The sequence below is a fragment of the Nocardioides glacieisoli genome (assembly GCF_004137245.1).
Classification (GTDB): domain Bacteria; phylum Actinomycetota; class Actinomycetes; order Propionibacteriales; family Nocardioidaceae; genus Nocardioides; species Nocardioides glacieisoli.
The window spans coordinates 1-20950 of record NZ_SDWS01000005.1; the positions used below are offsets into that span (position 1 = coordinate 1).

Here is a 20950-nt window from a genome sequence, read left to right on the forward strand (position 1 = left end):
TTCGGCATGGTGCACATCCTTCCAGCGCCGACACACATCGACGCAGATCAGATGTCACCTATCCGTGCAGCGGACCCCAACGACCAACAGCCACATGCGCAGCACTTGCGATCGCTTCTGTCCGACCGTGCGCTTCGCCTGGGTGGCTTCTACGCCAAGCGCCAGGACCGTGGGAGCCGGGACACCTGGTCAACCAAAACCTACCTCCGCCCCCTGGAACGCGAGAAGGCAAAGGGCGTCCCAGTCTGGGCTGCGCGCCAGGGAAACCCGTATGCCTTGGACGGCTCGGACGACATCAACGTTTTCGTGGAAGGAATGGGCGGGAACGCAGAAGGACGCACTCTGAGCAAGAAGCGTGTCGAAGGCGCTCGACGGCTCATGGACGCTGGGATGGACCGGGATGGCCGGTTCCCCTGGGCTGTCGGAAGGACGGTGCCTCCTGGGATGATGCGCTTGACGATGAAGGCGACTGGGCGCGCCGTCATTACGTTCGACTCTCCTGCCGAGTATCCGTCGTCTGACGAGGTTGCGAACCTCCTCCCGGACGTGCGACACCCGGACGGCAGGCACGTCGATCAAGTCGAGAACGTACGTTGGTTCTGGGAGAACCTCCCCGACCTCGGCTTGCAAGAGACCATGCGTCTACTCACCGAACGCAGGTACAGCACGCAGACACTGCGCGACCAAAAGACCCGCGGCCCAAGTGCCTATTACGGGTCTGCGGACGACCCCTTCGTAGATCCCCAGCGCACCTGGGACCCCGCCGGTAGTTGGTCTCGATCGCTGATCAACAACTTCGAGTTCTACTCCGAGGGCGGACTCTTGATCAGCCTCGGGCAGGGCGAGGAATCCATCCCACTCGTCGGGGTCTTCCCCCCGGACGGGCCGTGGATGACCGCGAGTGTTGCGACCCGCGCCAAGGACTACCTTGACGCTCAGAGTCGAGGCGAGCGCTCAGCGCGAAGTTCATGGTCCTGGTCAGGCTTCGCGCTACAAGTCAACGGTGGGCCCGCCACCTTGCAGCGCCCTCACGATCCTTCCGACGAAACCGTTCGCTGGCGGGTCGTCCCCGATGACGGCTGCTGGGCAGATTGGGGCTCCCTCGCCCTAGCGGACTCGCACTTGATGGGTGCCATCACCGAGGCGTTGATCGCCGCTAACGGTCAGCCGCTGCGAGCCAAAGTCGACGACGGGGAGGGACTGGAGGTGCGGGCACTCGCGGGTGAGCGCGACCGTCTTGAGGTCACCGTGGAGCAGCGAGACAAGAACCTGACTCGACGCCGGACCGCCATCGGCGAGACGCACCCCGACACGGGCGAGTTCGTGATGCCCGCGGGTTTCCGGACCGCCGAGATGTCCAGCTGGGAAACTGACAGCCGGGCACTCGAAGAACTCCGCACTGAACTCGTCGCGGTCCAGCAACAGTTGGCTGCAACACGTCGCGGGGAAGGTGTCGCAGTAGCCGTCCTAGAGCGGATCGTGAACGAACTTCGAGACCCCCGCGGCTCGACGCTGAGACCGGCGCTTCGAGCGGCGGTGCAGAATGTCGAACTCACGGTCGTGCCGGCGCGCCGCAAGGCGATTAAAGGCAAGCACGTCACCCTGCGCGGAGAACTCCGGATCACACACACGGGGGAGCCCTACTCTGTCCCGTTCAGCACCGACTTCGAGACTGGTGCAATCACGAAAGCGGACGACGGTGCCGCTGCCATGGCAACGGCGCTGCGCGCCGGCATCGTGCCAACTTTCAAAGGCAAGCGCGCACCAGCCGAGGTGGCGCTCGTCGGCTCGGCGCTCGGGGTCCCAGCACGGGGATTCGCCCTCGGACGATGCCAGGACTCCGCGCTACTGCGCCTAGGCATGGCCGCTCTCTTCCCCACACCCATCCCGGGCGAAGACCCAGCATCGGTGCCCGCGCTCACGGACCTGCTAACTGACGCTGATCTGGTCTCCGACTTCGGCGACGTGTCCGCTCTGGTCCGCAACATCGAGGAGGCATTCGGGGGAGCAGACTCTAGGTGGCTCATCAAGGACGGAGCCTCGTTCGAGACATGGGCCATCCTTTCCGGTACGGGGATCGAACTACCTCTCGATTTCGGGGTGACCGAGGAGGAAGGGGTGAGGAATCTCCGGCAACAGGCGGACCGGGGGACCCGACGCGACCGCTATGCGCGTTGGGACTTCGCGGCCGACCAGCGCCCAACGGTCACACCCTGCGGCTTCTGCGGTAGTCGACTGTGCGCCCCGATGCGCATTCGAGAAGTTCGAGGGTTGCTCTGCCTGACGTGTCGACGCGACGAAAGCGGGGTTACCTGGCCCGACCGCTTCGACGCCTACCTACCTAGTCTGGACCTCTGGACGAAGGCTGGTGTGGTCTCGGCTCTCCCCGGAGTTCTTCCAGTCGTGGCCAAGGGGTCGAAGTACCGACCGCTCCACGCTCTCGCCGCGGCCGAACTCGACCAGATCGCTTCCGAGTACGCGAGCGGGGAGGGCCTCGTCGCGGACATCGCGCACCGTCATGGCGTCAGTCTCACCACGGTCTACGCGATTCGCAGCGCTCGGGCGTTGGGCTACCGATATCCCGGGACGCAACGCCGATCAGGCGGTTAGGGTCCGGCTCCGCGCCTTCAGCCCGAACTCTCGAGCGGTGGGGCTTTGAAGCGTCGCGCCTTCGGCACCGCGTCCGGGACTCGGGGTCCCACACCAGGCCGCCCCGCTCGGCCAATTGCCTATGGGCGCAAGCACATCCCGGGGGGACGGTCGGACGCAAGGTCGATGGCAGATTCCGAGGGAGTCCACCGCCTCATCGGTCGCCCAGTGCTGCAGGGCCAGCACTACTGGTTGCGGGAGTGCGATCAACACAGCGACGTCCCCCTCTAACTGCCGTCAGCTACCCCCAAGACACATGGGTGGAGCGTAGTGCGCACGCCGCCGCCGGGCATCGCGCTCCTTCTTTCACTACGTGGGGGTGCGGCAAGGGGGCGATTGGCGGTCACCGCGGCTCGTGCGCGGAGTTGACCGACAAGACAAACGCCGGCCGGCTTCGACACGTACGCGCCGAGCGCGGACCGCTGCCTTGGGCCACCGTCGGCGCCTAGTCGCCCGCCGAGGTCGCCAACGGTGGCCCTGGTACCGGCTATCCGACGACCAAATGCGACACCGAAGTGACGAACGTACGTCCTGAACTCGAAGCAACCTGCCGATAGTCAGAAGGACAGTTCGCACCCGGGGCCGCCACAGGCCTCACCCCTACGGGGACAGTCCTCCCACAACCAACTAGGAGCACACGTGACCACCTCATCCACAAAGGCCAACATTCGCGATCTTCTGCAGCGCCAGATGACGTGGCATTGTCGGCCCGGATCCTATTCCCAGTCCGACATCGATGCCATCATCAGCGCCTGGAGGAAGCATCGGAGGCCGGTCAGTCGGCGTCTGGTATCCACAACGGGCCGGTTTCTGGCGTGGGGCTATAGCCCCGCTGAGACCGCGCAGTGGCTCTCGCTGGGCTACGACGCCCAACAGGCTGAGTACTACGGGCGAAGCCTCTTCGCGTCAGTCCAACAAGCGGCATGGGCCCGCCCGTACATTTCAGTACCGGGTCAGACGAGGACGGCCAAACCCTCACACGGCTGCTGCAGCGCCGAGGTGCCCTGGGGCCTACTGCGCCTGATCTTCGCGGCCGGCTGCCCATCGGCCGCCGACCTCAACGAACTTCTCTTTAGGTGGCACGCCGGCGAGCACATCGAACCCGAACTGAGGATGCTGGCCGCCCTACGGGGGGTGTCGATGCCTGAGTGTGATGCCCCGCCGCTGTATCCGCATGCATAGCCAGACACTCGCCTGCAGGGCCACCTGTTGACGAGTTGCCCACTGTCGGGTCGCAGGCACACGTCCCCCATCCGCCGGTGCGTGCCACCGGGTTTGGCGCGGAGACCGAGCGCTTGTTTCGCATCGGCACGTTGCGTACTAGGGGGCGCTGGCCGTCAGCAAATTGAGCGACCCGAGGACGGAGGAGCAGCCGGCCTCTAGCCTCGCTAGCGGACACCCAACCGCGAGCTAGCCCTGAGCGCTCCAACAATCCATCACTGGAGTTCCGTCCAATCGACCTGTCCATGTGTGCGTCCATGCTGTGTTCAGGGCAGCCGGCCCGCAATGCTCATCGAGAGCGATGCAAATTCAGCATTGGAGATGTTCAACATGCCAAGTACGACCGTCAAGCACTGGAACAGCACCTACGCCGACTGCGGCGTCCTAGTCAAGGAAATCGCGTCTCTGATCCACCTTCGGGATTTGACGGCAACCCCAGTGTTCGTTTCTAGTTCACCAGAGGTCCATCGTTCGATTGCCGAGCGGTGGATTGCGGCCATCGAACTGATGCTTGATCTGGTCGACACGGCTAAACAGCTGGGAGGGGTTGATGAAGTCCAACTGCAAGAGATGACCGCTCTGCTCTGCACCTGTCGGGAGGCGCTTGTAGCAGTGCATGCCTATGTGCTTAAGGTCTGCGAGACTGGGGAATTCGACTCGCTCCGGCGGTATATGGCTGCCGCTGTCGCTAGGGAAACGGCCTGATAGACCTCCAGTCGTGAAACCCCATTCGGCGCCGCAGTGACTAACGTGGTTGAGGCGCCGGACGCCGACCCCCCGGTTTGGCGTTGCCTGAAGTAATTCGCCACGCCGGGACCCGCCGCCGGACTCAGGTGCACCCGAGTCCGGCCGACGGTTGGTCAGGCCGCGCTCGGGGGCCTCCTCGAGCACCCTCGGGTGGCGCCGCTGAGTCGAGGGGATTTCGCGCGACGAGAAGACGCGACAAGTGTGTTCCGTCCAAACGGCACCTGCAGGTCGGTGTCGTCTAGTCGCCTCGCAGGCACGGTCCCCGTCCCTGCGCCCGAGCAGCTGAGCGCGTCAGCACGCCCACTTCGCCCAGAATGACGCGGGTCTTTATGGCCAACTCGACGAACTGGTCAGGCGATTTCGATCCAACGAGGGATCGGTATCGACGGCGCTCCAAAGCTGGTCGTTCTCGGCGCTTGAAAAGTGAGCGGTGTTGCCCAGTCTAGGACTCGGTCTGGTCGGTGGTGGTGCGGATGCTGGGAAGGCTGTCGATACCTCTGCCGCGGAGTCGATAGCTGGCGCCCTTGAGGGTCAGGACGTCGGCGTGGTGGACGATGCGGTCGATCATCGCGGCGGCGACGGCTTGGTCGCCGAACACGCCGCCCCAGCCGCTGAAGGGCAGGTTGGATGTGAGGATCAGCGAGGCATGTTCGTAGCGTGATGAGACGAGTTGGAAGAATAGGTTCGCGGCGTCCTGCTCGAAGGGTAGGTAGCCGACTTCGTCGACGATGATCAGCCCGTAGCGCCGCAGCCTGGCGAGCTCTTGGGGTAGCCGGCCGGCGCGGTGGGCGTCGGTGAGTCGGGTGACCCACTCGGTCGCGGTCGCGAACAGCACGCGGTGTCCGTGTCGGGCGGCGGCGACTCCCAAGGCGGTGGCCAGATGTGTCTTGCCGGTCCCGGGCGGGCCGAGCAGGACGACGTTGCGGCCCTCGGTGAGGAAGCCTCCTGATGCCAGCGCGCCGACCTGTGGGCGGATGCTGGGTTGGGCGTTGAAGTCGAAGTCCTCCAGCGTCTTCACGCCACCGAATCCGCTGCGCGGATCCGCAACTGGGCACCTGAGGCGTTACGGGCCGACACTTCTCGTTCCAAGACTGCGGCGAGGTAGTCCTCGTGCGTCCAGCCGGCGTCGCGGGCCTGGTCGGCCAGCCGTGCGGCGGCCTCGGTGATCCGCGGAGCCTTCAGCGCGGCAGAGAGGTAGGTGATCTGCTTGACCGCTCCGGTGCTTGCTGGGGCCTTGCCTGTGCGGGTGGCGGGGTTCTTCGTGGCGGCCATTAGCCGATCTCCTCGATGTCGCTGATCCCGAAGGCGCGGTCGTAGTCAGCCAGATCCCGGACCAGGTCGTCGCCGTCGCCCGTGCGGACGCGGGGCTGTTGGAACTGCCTGCGCAAACGGGCGGCTACTTCGACATGCGCCGGGTCGGTGATCGTCATGCCTCGTGCCCACACGCGCTGGCGTTCGGCGATCACGCGACCTTCCAGCCGGATCCGGACACGGTCGAGGTCAGCGGCGACGTCGACCATTCGACCGATCATGTTGGGGTCCACGGAGTAGTCGTTGGTGTCGAGGCGCACGTAGTAGTCGCGACCGAGCCGGATCTTGTTGCGCCACCCCAGGTGCAGTGGGATCGGTGGCAGCGGCAACATCGCCGCCCGATCGGCATCGATCAGATCCACTGGCGCAGCCTTGATCGTGCGGACCACCCTGGCGTTCGCCTTGCCGAGCCAGTCGGTGAACTGGTCGTTGAAGTCGGCCGGTGAGGTGAACGTTCGACCGGGCATGAACGAGGTCTCGAACCAGCCGTTGCGACGTTCGACCACACCCTTGGACTCAGGGTCCCGCGGCGGCAACAGCACCAGCTTGGTGGCCAGAGTGCCCATGAACGCGGCCACACCCTCGGCGCGACGAGTGCCACGCCCGATGCCGGGCTCGTTGTCCCAGATCAGCCGCCGCGGGACTCGGCCGAGCTGCTGGATCAGCTCCCACGAGCCGAGCAGCAGGTCCTCGGTCTTCCGCGTCGGGATCATCCGTCCTGTCACGAACCGTGAGTGCGCCGCGGTGATCACCAGCACCGGCAACAACTTGGCGGTGCCGTCCTCGAGCAGGATCCTCCGCGGCGGGAACCACAGATCGCACTGCGCCGCGTCACCAACGGTCCAAGTGATCCGATCCGCGGGATCGACCGGCCGGTGCTCGGGACGCAGCCGACGCACGTTGTCGCTGAACCAACGGATCGAGCCAGTCCAGCCCACCCGTTCGGCCAGCACCGTGGCAGGCATGTCCGGAACCTCGGCCAGCAACGCCCGCACGTGCGGCTCGAACTCCGTGAACGACGTCGGCCCCCGCGTCCGCACATAGCGCGGCGGCGCGTCCGAGTTCACCGCCTTGATGACCGTGGTCCTAGAGATCCCCAGCCGCTCAGCGATGCGCGACTTCGGCACGCCCTCCGCAGCCAGCCTCCTGATCAGCGCCCAGTCCTCCAAAGTGATCACACTCCAATCGTTGAGTGCTCACTTTTCACCGCCGAAACTGTTCAGTTTTCGAGCGCCGCCGACAGGTCGGGGCCAAGTCGGACCATAAAGTGTCGGTACCTCGTGCTTGCATGGAGCGAACGACTGGTAGCCGACGTGTCCACTCCGCACAAGCCTCGACGGGCGAGCACGGCGCGGCGCTCACAACCCTTAGCAATGCTGGAAGCAGGAGAGAACATCATGACACCGCCGCCGACCGAGACCGACCTCTCGGGCTCTCTCGCCCATACCGACGCACCGCCCGAGATGGGCGCGGTCTTCTGGCCGGTCGGTACCGGCGACTCCACCACCCTCGTCGTCTCCGACGAGGTAGTCGTTCAGATCGATCTGCACGACATGGCGCTCGCCGACGACGAGACGAAGCCTGAGGTTCCGGTCGTCGACCTGCTGGCGGAGACGCTCCCGCAGGTCGACGGCGAGCCGTACCTGGCCGTCTTTGCGCTGACGCACGCCGACAAGGACCACTGCCTCGGGTTCGCCGACCTCCTCGACAAGGTGCGCATCGGTGAGCTGTGGGCCACGCCCCGGCTCTGGCGCGAGTACCAGATGGAGAACGCGCCGGACCTGTGCGCGGACGCGAAGGTCTTCCAGGAGGAGGCCGAGCGCCGGGTCGCCGCGGTCAAGGCTGCCATCGCGAAGGGCGTGGAGCCGGCAAGCGGCGACCGCATCGTCGTCATCGGCTACGACACCAACCACGACCAGCACGCGTACGCCGAGCTGCCGGCGGAGTACAAGTCCGGTCCGGGCAAGTCGATCACGGTCCTCGACGGACGCGATTGCAGCGACCAATTCGAGGCCTTCATCCACGCGCCCTTCGCCGACGACTGCGCGAACGCTCGCAACGACACTTCGTTGGCCATGCACATGACGCTCCTCGATGCCTCGGGTGTCGGCGGCCGAGTGCTGATGTTCGGCGACCTCGCCCACGAGACGATCATGAAGATCGTCGACTACAGCGAGAAGAAGGTTCGCGAGAAGTACCTCACCTACGACGTCCTGCTCGCCCCGCACCACTGCTCCAAGAAAGTCATGTACCTGCCGGACGCCGAGGGCAACGACGTCCTTCAGAAGGACGTGATCGAAGCCTTCGAGCGCCATGCGGCCACCGGCGCCGTCGTGGTGTGCAGCAGTGGCCCGATCCCGGCTCAGGACAAGCCCCGGGACAACCCGCCGCATCTGAAGGCATACAACCGGTACAGCGAGGTGGTCGGCGAGGTCATCGTGACGATGTCGTGGCCCAGCGGTGACGCCGTCGCCCCTGTCGTCTTTGCCGTCGATAAGAACGGCGCCCGGATCATCCGCGAGGCAGATGTAGAGGCGGCCGCCGAAGTGATCCTGTCGAAGTCGCTCGAGCACGCCGCGCGTTCCCTGCCGATGGGCCGCCGCCTAGCGGCCGTCGCGGCGGCGGCCACCCTCGCCTCCGTTGGTGAGAGCTCAGGCGCCGCGCTAGGTTCTGGCGGTGGGTCCGACGGTGGGCGAAGCAGTCTGGAGCGGTTGCGCGCTGCCATTACTTCGGACCGGGGCGGCGACGCTGCCCCTCCGCCGGTCGGATTCGGCGGTTGATCGCTCGTGGCTGATCCGGTCGACCACGAGCGTGCCCACAGTTCCCGCCCCGCTGAGCCACTCGGCTCGCGTGCACCAGCACCGACCCTCGGGCCAGAACTGGCCGCTCTCCAGCTCGCGGAGCTCGCTGCGATCTCGGCCGGCGGGCTCGAGATCATCACGGAGTCGACCGAGGCGCGATCTGCGTTCGTATTGTCGTTGGCCACCGACGGGATCGCTGCTGGCCCTGGCGTGCGACTTCGTTCTCGCGAGCGGTTCCGGGTCTACGTCGGCGACAAGTTCCCGTTCACACCCCCCAAGGTATTTGCAGACCATCAGCGATGGGCGGGGAGCCCGCACGTGCAGTGGGGCACCTTCTTGTGCCTATACGCAGCGGAGTCGGTCGAGTGGAACTCTGCGGACGGGATGCGGGGCTTCGTCGAGCGGCTCCTGGCCTGGCTAGAAAATGCCGCTGCCGGCACGCTCGATCCCGACGACCGCCCGCTGCATCCGCCCTCGACCGCGACCAGCCCGGCCGCCGGTCGCCTCGTAGTGCGACCGGACCTTGCCGACCGCGTTCCGTGGGCCAAGGAGTCGTCGGGGCCCGCGGGGACTCCGAGCGCCACGCAGGCGACGGCTGAGGTCGCCTATGGATGGTGCGTCCATGACGGCAGCCGTTTCGAGATACTTGAATGGCTCACGCTCGTGGAGACCTACGACAAGGTCCTCCAGGACGGTTTGATTCCGCTCGATGAGCGCGGTCGACGGTTCATGGTCATACCGGTCGTCATGATGGACACCCACCTCGGGTGGGAGTACCCCAAACACGCCGCCGACCTGGCTCACAAGCTCGCGGAGGCGGGTTATGCGCCCCGCGACCTGCTCGATGTCGTCGTCTTCGCAAGTCGGATGAACCGGCTGATGCGGATGATCGAGCGCGACGCCGCGCTCGACACGGACGCTGACTCTGACGCCGGCACAGGTGGCGACACCGAGTTCGACGTCGACAGCGACCCCTTGATCCTGGGCCTGGCGACGCCCGGCAGACGCGTCGAGTCCGATCGCCTCGCCCACATCGTGGCCTGGAGGTTCACCGGCATCGGAGTCGATGCCGTTCGGTTCCTGCGCCAGATCGGCAGGCTCAAGGAGCCGCCTCCGGAGCTGGTCGAGAAGGTCCATGCGTTCGCCCAGGATTGGATCGATACGGCCAAGGTCGCGTGGATCCGTGTGCACGAGATGAGGCCCGAAGTCACGCGCCGACGTGATGAGGGATCACCAGGCCGATGGCTCGCCGGCAAAAACGTCGTGCTCCTTGGGGCGGGGGCCATCGGTGCCGTTGTAGCGGAGCAATGCGTCCGTCTGGGATGCCAGAACCTCGTCATCGTCGACGACGGAGTCGTCGGGCCAGGGATCCTGGTCCGTCAGCCCTACTACGACCGAGACGTGGGGCATGCGAAGGCCGAAGCCCTGGCGTCCCGGCTCAATACGATCACTCACGAGGACGTGGTCACCGCGGTCACTGACGACTGTCGTGACCTGTTCATCGATGGTCACAGCGGCGGCGGGAACCCGTTCTGGCTCTCGATGGACTCGTGCGACCTCGTCATCGATGCGACTGCCGACGCCGGCACGCGAGCGGTCCTTGAGCGACTGCGCGTGTCACAGCGCTCGAGCTGGCCGCCGGTGATCACGATGCTCGTGGGGCATCAGGCAACAAGGGGGTTGGCCATTGTCGCGGGAGCCGGCGCGTCATCGAGCAGCCACGAGCTCTTGCGGCGTGTGGCGATCAGAGGACGGGACGTGGCGCGACCGTCGTGGGGCGACATCGTTGACGACTTCTTTCCCGATCCGCCGCGAACCGAGATGTTCTTTCCGGAGCCTGGCTGTTCGGAGCCGACGTTCACGGGCTCGGCCAGCGACGTCATGGCCCTGGCTTCGACGATGTTCGGGTACGCCATAGCTGTGCTCGACGAGATCGACCAAGCGGCACGTACCCCTCATCGCGAGAGCGACGATGAGGAACAATTGATGGTCAGTCAACCGCCGCGCATGCGTGCCGCCGGCTTCAGAATTGCTCGTCCGGGGTCTTCTCTCGCCGGGCGAGCCGCCGTCGAGGAGATGAGCTGGGACGACGACCTAGTCCAGCTGGACCCGACGAGCGGCTTGGAAGTCAGAATCAGCGCAGAAGCACTCCTTGAGATGAGGAGTGAAGTGCGACGCGGCGCGCGCACCCGCGGTCCTGGGGTCGAGACCGGCGGGCTGATGCTCGGCTTCTTCGACGAGGCCTCCCGCAGTGTCATCGTCGATGTTGCCACCGGGCCAGCGCCCGACAGCCTGCTGTCCGAGGGCTACTTCTTCCACGGCGTGAGCGGCACGCAGGACTTCATCGACCGCGTTTCCCAGCGCACCGGCAAGCTGACCCGGTTCGTGGGCATCTGGCACTGCCACCCCTACGGGCGCGCATGGCCGAGCGCCACTGACGAAGCAGGCATCACCGTCCTGACCTCGTTCACGACGGGTGGACGTCGTGCTTTGATGATCATTCTCGGCGGCTCCTCGCATCGGTGGGAGTCATGGCGCGACGGACCGGATCAAGGTCTGGCACTGGGCGGCCATGAAACGTTGCCTCGCTTGTTCGCCCGCGTAGTTGAGAGACCAGCCGACAACCCGAGTAGTGCCGCGCAGCCGCCCAACACATCCGAAGGTCATCTTCGTGGCGCAGCAGACGCAGACCCCTACGCTGTGCTGACGGCCTACCAACGGATGCTTCAGATGCCACCAGTTGGCGTCTACTACGCGGGCGGCTACTCCGACGAGTCCTTCAAGGTGGACCTCGTCGGCCCCAGCACCAGCTCCGGCAGTAGCGACGAGGCTCACGACATTGAAGAATGACGCTCAGAGGTCGCGATGAGTACAGAGAAACCACGAATCGGGCTCGCCTTGTCCGGCGGCGGGTTCCGTGCCACCGCCTTCGGGCTCGGAAGCATGCGCGCCCTGCACGACCGTGGCCTGCTCAACGAGATCAGCGTCGTGTCCGGCATCAGCGGTGGCAGCCTCCTCGCGGCCATGTGGGCCTACGGTCCGCCGTCGTTCGAAGAGTTCGACGCGTCAGTCACGGAACTGCTGCGGTCCGGCCTGCAGATGGAGCTGGCCCGACGTGTGTTCGCTCCCAGCTCCGGGGCGAAGAAAGTCGGATCCTCGATGCGTCGTCGGCTCACGAAGAAGGGACGCTCACAAGGTCAGTTGCGCAGCCGCACCGACGCCTTGGCAGAGGCATTTGCCTCTAGACCCTTCGGTCAACGGCTTCTCGAGCAAGTAACCCATCCTGACCTGGCGACGGTGATCTCGGCTACTGACCTGACGACCACCAACGCAGTGCGGTTCGGCAGCGTCGTGAGCAGCTGCTCGCGTTACGGCGACATCCTGAATCCGGTCCGGGTAGCAGAAGCCGTTGCTGCCTCGGCAGCCTTCCCGATTCTGCTGCCGGCCCTGGATCGCGTCTACAACTTCCGGGCACGAGACGAGTCCGTCGTTCGTGAGCGCTTGGCGCTCACCGATGGGGGCGTCTACGACAACCTCGGCCTGTCGGTGCTGCTGCCAGGACGAGTGGGGCGCTTCACCTCGCACGTGTACGACCTTGACTACGTGATCGCCATCGACGCCGGTCGAGGACGAACAAGCAAGGTGACGGGCAACACGACTCCGTTCCGCCTGGCGCGCAGCTTCGACATCACGTACGCCAAGACCCAGGACGGTGGCCGCGCCCAGTTGAATCATGCAGCTCGACATGGACAGTTGCGGGGATTTGTGCACACCTACTTGGCGACGCAGGACCGCAATCTGCCGCGGCCCGTGGCCGATCTGGTCGGTCGAGACGAGGTCGTGGGCTATTCGACGAATTTCGCGGCCATGCACGTCGATGACTTACGGCGACTCACGACTCGCGGCGAGCAGCTCACTCGCAGCCTTATGAGCTACTACTGCCCAGAGTTAGGCAACTGATCACTACCGGGAAGTGGCTCGGGACCCTCGGACTGGGGTGCGGTTAAGCATCCGCCGGAAGGCAGAGTCAGCTTGCACCGGCTACGTCATTCCGCCGCCTGTCGGGGACGCTCGCAGGGTCCGCTCATGCGATGGGCGGGCACACAACTTCCCTTGCCGACGGTCACGAAGTCGGGTGCGAGATCGAGGCTGTCCCCCCAGTCTCCGACTCCTCAAGCCAGGAGAAGGCTGAGGAGACCGCTCGCTCTTCGGTGTCGAGGATGCGGAAGGCTGTGCGCACGAGTGAGTAGAACTGGTTCACCCACGCGGTCGCGAGCTGGACGTTGCCACCCAGGCTGAGCGAGAGGCTCGGTATGAGGTGTAGGCCGTGAAGGACGTTGAGGCAACGTTCCATCGCGTGGGTCTCGATAGACCACCACTCGGAATGCGCCACGCCGCTGGCTTGTGAGTAGGCCTGTCGGTAAAAGTCCAGGAGACCTGTTTCGTCGGCCATGCTGCGAATGGACTTGCCTTGCGCGAATGTGTCTCGGGTGTCGACGATCCTGTAATCGATGATGCCGTGGTTGTGGCTGAGTCGTTCGAACTCATCCATGGCTTCTTGATATCCAGTAGTGCGTGCTTCTGCCGGCACCTCATCCGCGATGCGGGCGTAGAGCTTCGCCTTGCCTGCGCCGTACTCCTGGAACTCGCGGTAGATGGCTGGATCCTGCTGCGCCATCCAGTGCAGGTAGATCTTCGTTTCCACCAGCATGCGCACGATGTGGGCGCCGTGCTCCATGCACCACAGATCGGGCGCTGTAAGCACCGCGATGAGATCTCGCCCGGCCCGCGACACGAGGCCTGAAACGACCTCCTGACGCTCCTTGTCGTGCAACCGGGCGGGCGCCGTCTCCAGAGCTCCGACAAAGCTGGACAACAGGTCCATGGTGAGTTGTCGTAGGTGCGCACCATCGGGCGGAACGGGGGTTGCGCCGGCGCCGACGTCGTTCGTCACCGCCGGTCGGTCGTCCCGCGCGTCCGGCTCCGAGCCGGGGTCGGGGCTTGCTTGCGGCGGTGCAGTGGTCACCGCGGCTTGGGACGCGGCCACGTGGGTCGCGTTCCACGCCGAGCCATCACTTGCTGGCGTCGGGGTGGTCTCGCTCTCGCCGTCCCTCTTGCGAACGCACTGGGACGTCATCGAGTTAGCTCCCCAGAACACACGCGCCCACCTGATGGACTTGTCGAAGTAGTTCGGGTCCTCGACCGTCAGCATCCCCTTGTGTGCTCCCCACTGCGAGCGAATGACCGTGTCCGCCTGGGACCTGGTACCTGCTGCGTCGGGGTAGGTCTTCAGGAGGTCGATGGTCTGCTGGTCTGATGAGAATGTGCCGGCCTGAACCGTGCTCCAGGTGCGGAAGCACTTCATCAGCGCCTCGCGGTGGCCGTCGCTGAGCGCTTCGAGAAGCGCCCGGCGCACGAGATCGATGTCGGCCTGCTCGGGCACGTGCACCTCGACATCCGCAGTCAGCCATGGGACCGGCATGTACGGGTAGGAGGTGAGGGCACTGCGCACACCGGCAGAGAGCAGACTGTGATCATCTGCTTGCTCGGACACCACTCCTGCTGCGCTCGGAATCTTGATAGCGAGGCGCGCGAGGTTGGTCAGTCGACCGTCAAGCGACTCGGCCACGAACGCGGTCTCATCGTGCCCGGACAGTGCGTCCTGAACTGCCTTCTGCCATGCGACAAAGTTGCGGATCGCGCCGTTGCCTTGCTCGGCGAGCACGAGGGCCGGCCACAGCAAGTCGGGGAGGTCGTCCTTGAACCAGTCTCCGATGACGAGGACGCCGGTCGCCGCGAGTGGCGGCGTGAAGACCCGGCGCCGGTGAACATGTCCGGCCAGAGGCCCGTTGTGCTGGTTCGGCTGCGGCATCTGCATGAACGCAACCTAGGAGAAGGCACCGACAATGGTGCCTGCTCTCAAGTTTGCGATGCGCTCAGTGTCGGTCCGGACCTGACGGGGCATCGTTCTGCTGAAGCGAGGCGGTTCCGGGCTCCGCCTTTGTACCTACGGTGAGGATCTAGCCGCGGAAGTCAATCTGCCGCCTGTCGGCGCGTCAACGACCGGTGCTGCCGAGGTTCGAGCGCCGCTCAGAGCCGTCGCGTAGAAACGACGGTGGTCCCGTGGAGGGTCACCTCTAGTTCCGTCTTTGTGAATCCGACCTTCGCGAGCACGCGGCGTGAGGGCGTGTTCCAGTCCCAGACCGTGGCCCAGAGTCGCTCGTACCCAGCCGACTTCGCCCAGTCCATCACTACGCACGCCGCCCCGGTTGCGCACCCCGTGTCCCCACGACCGGCGCAGAAACTCGAAAGTCAGTTCCGGTCGCTGCGCCCCACGTCCGCTCTTCACTAGGCCGCAATAGCCGACCGCGCGTCCAAGGCCCTTCGGCTCGACCGCGAGTAATCCTGGTGACGGCGCCCCGGCCGCACGGATCGCCTCTTCGAAGGCTGCGACGGGGCACCCGTTGGCGTCAATGCGTCGGTGCGGTGGCACTCGCGGATCGCGTTCGGCCCACATTTCAGGCTGCATAAACGCCTCTGGCACGCGCCACGGCCTGAGCAGGAAGCGATCGGTCTCGAGCAAGAGCTTGGGGCCCCGAGCCTCTCCACCTGCCATGAGGGCCCTCTTCCACGAGCGACCGCCTTCATCCTGTCGAGATCCGCGTGCACGCGGCCCGAGTCTCTGCGCCACGGACGTGCTATCGCCGTTGGACGGACCATGTCAGCTGTCAACGGCGGCTGAAAACTGACCCCCTAGCGGCAAGTGAAAACTGACCCCCTGGTTCTAGTTCTCTTCGTTGACGGCCGCGGGGACGCGGCCGAGTTCTCGGTTCTTCAGCCGGTAGGAGGCGCCCTTCAATGCGATGACTTCGGCGTGGTGGACGAGCCGGTCGATCATCGCGGCGGCGACGGTGTCGTCGCCGAAGACCTCGCCCCAGCGGGCGAAGTTCTTGTTGGACGTGACGATCAGGCTGGCGCGTTCGTAGCGCGATGAGACGAGCTGGAAGAACAGGTTGGCGGCCTCGGGCTCGAAGGGGATGTAGCCGACCTCGTCGATGACCAACACGGGATAGCGGACGAGTCGGCGGAGCTCGTCTTGCAGCCTGCCGGCGTGGTGGGCTTCGGCGAGCCGGTCGACCCACTGGCTGGCGGTGGCGAACTGGACCCGGTGCCCGGCCTGGCAGGCCCGGATCGCCAGCCCGGTGGCCAGGTGGGTCTTGCCGGTGCCGGGCGGGCCGAGCAGGACGACGTTCTCCTTGGCGGCGACGAAGTCCAGCGTGCCCAGGTGCGCGATCGTCTCCCGTTTCAGGCCCCGGGCGTGGTCGTAGTCGAAGTCCTCGAGGGACTTGCGGGCCGGGAACCGCGCGGCGCGGATCCGGCCCTCGCCACCGTGGGACTCGCGGGCGGCGACCTCGCGTTGCAGGCAGGCGGCGAGGAACTCCTCGTGGGTCCAGGACTCCTCGCGGGCCCGTTCGGCCAGCCGGGCGACCGACTCGCGCAGGGTAGGTGCCTTCAACGCCCGGGTCAGGAACTCCAGCTCGCTGGTGACATCACGACCGGTGCTCCCGGCTGTCTTCGCGGTGGTGCGGGTGGCCATCACGACACCTCCTCATCAACGAGCTCGGCGACCAGCTCGTCGACTAGGCCGAGGACCTGGTCGTAGGTGGTCAGCGACCGGATCTCGACCTCCTCACCGGTCACGACGTCGGCGACCGGCCGCAGCAGGTCGGCACGACCGTGACGCAGCTGCTTGGCGGCGACGGTGTGCTCGAAGTCGGTGATCGTTTGGTGCTGTGCCCAGACCCGGGCGTGGTCGGCGACGATCGCGCCCTCACAGGTCACCCAGACCCGGTCCAGGTCGGCGTGGACCTCGATCCGCCGTCCGACCACGGCCGGGTGGACTGAGTAGTCGTTCGAGTCGACGCGGACGTAGTGGTCGCGCGGCAGCCGCAGGCTCTTGCGCCAGCCGACCTCGGGCGCGACCGGCGGCAACGGCATCATGGCGGCCTTGTCCGCTGCGATCCGGTCCGCCGGTGAACAGCCCAGCACCCGCATCCGGCGCGTGTTGGCCTTGGCCACCCACTCGCCCAGCTGGGTGTTGAAGTCCTCGGGTGAGGTGAATGTCCGTCCGGGCAGGAAGGACCGCTCGAGGTAGTCGTGGAACCGCTCCAGCATTCCCTTTGCCTCGGGGTCAGCCGGCTTGCAGATGTACACGCTGGTACCCAGCACGCCGCGGAACGCCTGGCACTCGGCGGTCAGCTCGGGTCGTCGGGCGCGCCAGCGGCCGACCGCGCCCTCACCGTCCCACACCAGCGTGCGCGGCACCGCGCCGAGCTGTTGGATCAGATGCCACCAACCCGCGAAGAGGTCCTCGGACTCGCGACGAGGAATCAGCACCGCGCCCGTCCACCGGGAGTAGCCCGAGCACATCGTCATCACCGGCAGCCGCTTCGCGGTCCTGATCTGGCCGTAGCCGACCGGCAGCTCGATGGGCGGGAACCAGAAGTCGAACTGGGCCAGCTCGCCTGCCTCATAGGTCGTGCGCGACGCCGGGTCCGGTGGCAAGTACACCGGCCGCAGCTCGCTCACCCGCGAACGCAGCGTCCGGATCGAGTGCTCCCAGCCGATCCGCTCGGCGACAACCGTGGCCGGCATCGTGGGCGTGACCCGCAACAACTCGCGAATCCGCGGCTCGACCTCGTCGACCAACGACCCTCGCGTCGGCCGCTCGTAGCGCGGCGGCCCCTCATCCCGCAGCGCCTTGCGCACCGTGTTCTTCGAGATCCCCATCGACCTGGCGATCACCTTGATCGGCACTCCCTCCGCACGGTGCAACCGGCGGATCTCAGCCCAGTCCTCCACTGACAACACTCCGTATCCCCCTGCCTCGAGGTTCGAGGACAGGGTCTCGGAGGGGGTCAGTTTTCAGTTGCCGTCCGGGGGTCAGTTTTCACGTGCCGTCGACATCAGCCAGGGAGGGCAGTCCTCGCGATCGCGGCACTTAACTCGCCATAGGGGAGCGGTCGCCGGCGATCCGCGCGAGGGTTGCGAGCCCCATCTGGCGGGTTGTGCGCTCTTCCACTGTTGTTCGGCTCGCGACGTAGAACTTCCATTGTGAGGTGTTCAACGTGTTAGAGACGTCGTGTGCTGTGGGGTGTAAAGGCTGAATGCATAGACGTTCGCGTTGAAGCCTTGTGACTGGGTCCAAGTGCCAGTAGACGGATCCCAGCCGATACGCGGGGGCGACTCGAAAGGTCGGGGCGTTCAGTGCACTCTCAGAGTCGAGGTTCGCCCGCAGCGAGGGGGCAAACCGATTAGGCTCCGGGTCTGTTAGCACCCTCCTTCGGTGCCTGCTGATCGACAAGTGGGGACGTGATGAACCAGCCGGACATCGAGGCTGTGTTCGTTGACGCCCTCCAGAACATTGCCGAAGGTGTGACTGATCTGGTGGGGTTTGAGGTCGCGGCGATCAGCATCGCCCGTGATGATCACACCTTGGAGATGATTGCGGTCGCGGGCAGTGCCGAGGCGCGTGATCAGCTGCTGGGTCGTCGCACCCCGATCTCAGATATCGAGCAGGAGCTGCGCGACGCAGAGGCGTGGGGCGATCTGCGGTTCGTGCCGCACGAGCGGATGACTATCGAGGCCGACAAACTGGGTTGGGTTCCCGATTTGGAACCGTCTGATGACCCGGAGCGATGGCACCCACTCGACCTGCTGCTGGCGCCCATCTACGACGAGCACGGAAAGCTCCGAGGTCTGCTTTCGGTCGACGTCCCACACGATCGTCGGCGTCCAGGCCTGGTGATGCGCGAACAGCTGCAACGCTATGCCCACCAGACCCGACGCAGCGTCCTCACGGCGTTGGAGCGCGCTCAGCTTGCTGAGCAGGTGCAACTCGCGGACACAGCACGGCGGATTGTTCGTGAAGTGAGTTCAGAGCTGTCGATCGATCGGATAATTGAGATTTGCCAACCCGCTGTGGCGACCGGACTCGGCGCTGTAGGGATGTGGCTGCAGACGTTCGACCAGGACGACAGCAGCGCCGACGCGGTGTACGGCGCTACCGAGGGTGAGATTCTGGTGCCTGAGGAGTTCAAGGTGCTCGGGCGGGGCGCCGCCGAGCTGCTGTGGGCTACCCAAGAGGTTGCCGTGGTCACCGAGGAACAGATTCCGGTCATCGGCGGACTGGTCATGGACGTGGACCAGGCACAGCGGTTGCGCGACTTCATGGACACCACGCTCGAGGCGTCCACGATGCTCTTCGTTCCGATCGGTGCCGGACAGAAGTGCCTGGGAAACCTGGCGCTGACTCGGCGCGGGCCGAAGGCCGAATGGACCGTCGTTGAACAAAACGCAGCGCTCGAGATCGGCCGCGATCTCGGCCGTGCCATGCTGAACGCTCGTACCTTCGAGCGCGAACACGTCCTGCTTGCAGAAGTGCGGGTTCTGCTCGAGGAAGTGCAAGAACTGGCCCGTTACAAGAGTCGGCTCATCGCCACGATCGCGCACGAGCTGAAGAATCCCCTGACTGCGATCTTGGGGCACGTGGAGATGGCCCAGGCCGAGCCCACCGCAACCGCGGCCTCGACAAGGCCGATGTCTGCCATCCAGCGTGCAGCGGTGCGGATGCGCAGCACCATCGACGACCTGCTGGTGCTGGCCGAGGTTGCTGATCCGGACACGGTGCTCAACCCCGCCGCAGTCGACTTGGTCAAGGTCATTGTCGACGTGCTCGACCTGCTGCGGGTGAACATCGACGAACAGGGACTCGACGTCGTGCTCGACCTGCCCACCAAGGCGGTGTACGCGTGGGGCGAGGCGGGTGGGCTCTTCCGGTTGTGCGTCAACCTGGTCAGCAACGCCGTCAAGTACACCCCCCGTGGCGGCGTGATCACGATCTCGCTGTCCCACACCGCGCAAGGTGCCCAGCTGACCGTCACTGATACCGGGATGGGAATCTCAGCCGAAGACCAAGAGCGGTTGTTCGAGGAGTTCTTCCGTTCCACCAACCGCGAAGCGGTCGCCATTCCAGGTACTGGACTGGGCCTGGCCATCGTCCACCGCATCGTCGAGCGGCACCGCGGCCACATCCGAGCCGAGTCAAACCTCGGCTCCGGTTCCACGTTCGCGGTCACCCTCCCGTCCGCGCCTTGACGTACCTCCAGGCGCTCGCAGTCCTGCCGTCGCAGATCGGCCCCGCTGTGCCAGTCCGGACTCATCCCCGTCGCGGGCGAAGCGAGAGGTGGCGGCGCGTGTGCTGTGCATCAGGAACGTGTGGACGACGACCCGCGTCTGTCGATCCAGAATCTGAGCAGTGCCGGCGCCTCCACACGTGCGCGGCGATATGGTCGCGCGGTGGACACCGCGCCTAGATCAACCACGGTCGACGAATCCCCGATGACCGTCGCAGCACGAATGCTCGAGGTCGCTGGGCTCACCGCAGAACGGCTGGTCTCCGACGCGGAAGCACAAGCGAAGTCGTTGATAGTCTCCGCGCAAGCTGAGGCCGATGCGATACAGCAGGCCAGCCGCACTGAAGCCAGCCAGGTCGCCACCGACATGGCCCGCGCCAAGGAGCAGCAAGCCGACGACCTGCGTCGTGCACGGGATGCAGCACTCACTGATCTGAACGCCGAGAAGGCCGCCCTAGATACGCGGATCAGCGAATTGCGCCAGGTTGAGAGCCGCTTCCGAGAGCACCTGCGACTCCACCTCAGCGAGCAACTGTCCATGCTCGACAACCCTTGAGCGGGACGGGACCGCTGGCTGACTAAGTCGGAAACGTGCTCGATGGGGCAGATGCGACAGGATGCGCAACGCCTGGAAACCGCGACTCCAGAGTGACCTGTCATCAGTTTGGGCACGATGGCGTTTTGGGCACTGTCGAGTTGGCAGAACCGCCCACGGTCTCGGGTCCGTAGGCGGTTCTGTGCCTGACCCTACGAGCACCAAGCGGCCTCTGTCCGCGAGTTGGCCGAATCCGCCAGACCGCACTAGACCAGCGTCGGTGCGGGTTCGAGCATTCGCCACCGCGAACCTTCCCGGCCCTCTAGCCTTCCGTGACCGCTCGGCCCCATACCGAGTGGTCAACCGTCGGCGACGGTCTCCCCCTTTGGGATGTGTGCCACCGACGAGAACCGCCCGCGACAAGTGTTGCGGGCGGTTCTGCGGCGTCAGCGGCTCGGGGCCAGGACCAACCTCCAATCAAAGATTGGCGG

At 65.6% G+C, this 20950-nt stretch carries 14 protein-coding genes and 1 pseudogene; 8 read left to right on the top strand and 7 right to left on the bottom strand.

Going from position 1 to position 20950, the window contains the following annotated elements; translation table 11 throughout:
• From EUA06_RS22445 to EUA06_RS11635, 3 genes are all read left to right on the top strand, one after another.
• The coding region (locus tag EUA06_RS22445; protein ID WP_165354365.1) for a hypothetical protein at positions 1 to 2610 on the top strand (2610 nt) is incomplete at its 5' end.
• A 678-nt stretch (positions 2611 to 3288) separates the two neighbouring features.
• On the top strand, positions 3289 to 3831 hold the full coding sequence (locus EUA06_RS11630) for a hypothetical protein (protein ID WP_129475766.1): 543 nt from the start codon (positions 3289 to 3291) through the stop codon (positions 3829 to 3831).
• A gap of 324 nt (positions 3832 to 4155) precedes the next feature.
• Positions 4156 to 4575, top strand: coding sequence for a hypothetical protein (locus EUA06_RS11635; RefSeq protein ID WP_129475768.1), 420 nt, complete (start codon positions 4156 to 4158; stop codon positions 4573 to 4575).
• 484 nt (positions 4576 to 5059) lie between these two features.
• Here the strand turns inward: EUA06_RS11635 and istB (EUA06_RS11640) are convergent, their stop codons facing one another.
• Genes istB (EUA06_RS11640) through istA (EUA06_RS11645) form a run of 3 tightly spaced genes read right to left on the bottom strand, consistent with a single transcriptional unit; the run spans position 5060 to position 7106 of the window.
• A complete protein-coding gene (istB, locus tag EUA06_RS11640; protein WP_277985666.1) occupies positions 5060 to 5635 on the bottom strand; it encodes an IS21-like element helper ATPase IstB in 576 nt (191 codons plus the stop codon).
• Positions 5632 to 5889, bottom strand: a complete 258-nt coding sequence (locus tag EUA06_RS23220) for a P-loop NTPase family protein (RefSeq protein WP_277985667.1) — start codon at positions 5887 to 5889, stop codon at positions 5632 to 5634. The genes istB (EUA06_RS11640) and EUA06_RS23220 overlap by 4 nt, the downstream gene beginning before the upstream one ends.
• Positions 5889 to 7106, bottom strand: coding sequence for an IS21 family transposase (gene istA, locus EUA06_RS11645; protein ID WP_207208325.1), 1218 nt, complete (start codon positions 7104 to 7106; stop codon positions 5889 to 5891). Before istA (EUA06_RS11645) ends, EUA06_RS23220 begins: the two co-directional genes overlap by 1 nt.
• A 135-nt stretch (positions 7107 to 7241) precedes the next feature.
• Between istA (EUA06_RS11645) and EUA06_RS11650 the strand changes: the two genes are divergently transcribed.
• Genes EUA06_RS11650 through EUA06_RS11660 form a run of 3 tightly spaced genes read left to right on the top strand, consistent with a single transcriptional unit; the run spans position 7242 to position 12689 of the window.
• Entirely contained in the window at positions 7242 to 8708 is a 1467-nt protein-coding gene (locus tag EUA06_RS11650) for a ComEC/Rec2 family competence protein (protein WP_129475772.1), read from the top strand.
• 6 nt (positions 8709 to 8714) lie between these two features.
• Entirely contained in the window at positions 8715 to 11579 is a 2865-nt protein-coding gene (locus EUA06_RS11655; protein WP_129475774.1) for a ThiF family adenylyltransferase, read from the top strand.
• Between the two features lie 15 nt (positions 11580 to 11594).
• Positions 11595 to 12689 (top strand): patatin-like phospholipase family protein, encoded by a 1095-nt coding sequence (locus tag EUA06_RS11660; RefSeq protein WP_129475776.1) that lies wholly within the window; start codon positions 11595 to 11597, stop codon positions 12687 to 12689.
• A 163-nt stretch (positions 12690 to 12852) separates the two neighbouring features.
• Here the strand turns inward: EUA06_RS11660 and EUA06_RS11665 are convergent, their stop codons facing one another.
• The 4 genes and pseudogenes from EUA06_RS11665 to istA (EUA06_RS11680) all read right to left on the bottom strand — a co-directional run bounded on the left by EUA06_RS11665 (position 12853) and on the right by istA (EUA06_RS11680) (position 17600).
• Positions 12853 to 14607 carry a DUF5677 domain-containing protein gene (locus EUA06_RS11665; RefSeq protein WP_129475778.1) on the bottom strand — a complete coding sequence of 585 codons (1755 nt, stop codon included), beginning with the start codon at positions 14605 to 14607 and terminating at the stop codon, positions 12853 to 12855.
• Between the two features lie 212 nt (positions 14608 to 14819).
• Positions 14820 to 14999, bottom strand: a pseudogene (locus EUA06_RS23375) (GNAT family N-acetyltransferase); the annotation flags it as partial.
• A gap of 514 nt (positions 15000 to 15513) precedes the next feature.
• On the bottom strand, positions 15514 to 16326 hold the full coding sequence (istB, locus tag EUA06_RS11675) for an IS21-like element helper ATPase IstB (protein ID WP_129475780.1): 813 nt from the start codon (positions 16324 to 16326) through the stop codon (positions 15514 to 15516).
• The gene (gene istA / locus EUA06_RS11680; protein WP_129475782.1) at positions 16326 to 17600 is read right to left on the bottom strand and encodes an IS21 family transposase; all 1275 of its coding nucleotides are present in this window, start codon (positions 17598 to 17600) and stop codon (positions 16326 to 16328) included. Before istA (EUA06_RS11680) ends, istB (EUA06_RS11675) begins: the two co-directional genes overlap by 1 nt.
• 504 nt (positions 17601 to 18104) lie before the next feature.
• Here istA (EUA06_RS11680) and EUA06_RS11685 point away from each other — a divergent pair.
• Positions 18105 to 19886: a sensor histidine kinase gene (locus EUA06_RS11685; protein ID WP_242498140.1), complete on the top strand. Its 1782-nt coding sequence runs from the start codon at positions 18105 to 18107 to the stop codon at positions 19884 to 19886.
• A 120-nt stretch (positions 19887 to 20006) separates the two neighbouring features.
• Positions 20007 to 20480, top strand: coding sequence for a hypothetical protein (locus EUA06_RS11690; RefSeq protein WP_129475785.1), 474 nt, complete (start codon positions 20007 to 20009; stop codon positions 20478 to 20480).
• Positions 20481 to 20950: the final 470 nt, after the last annotated feature.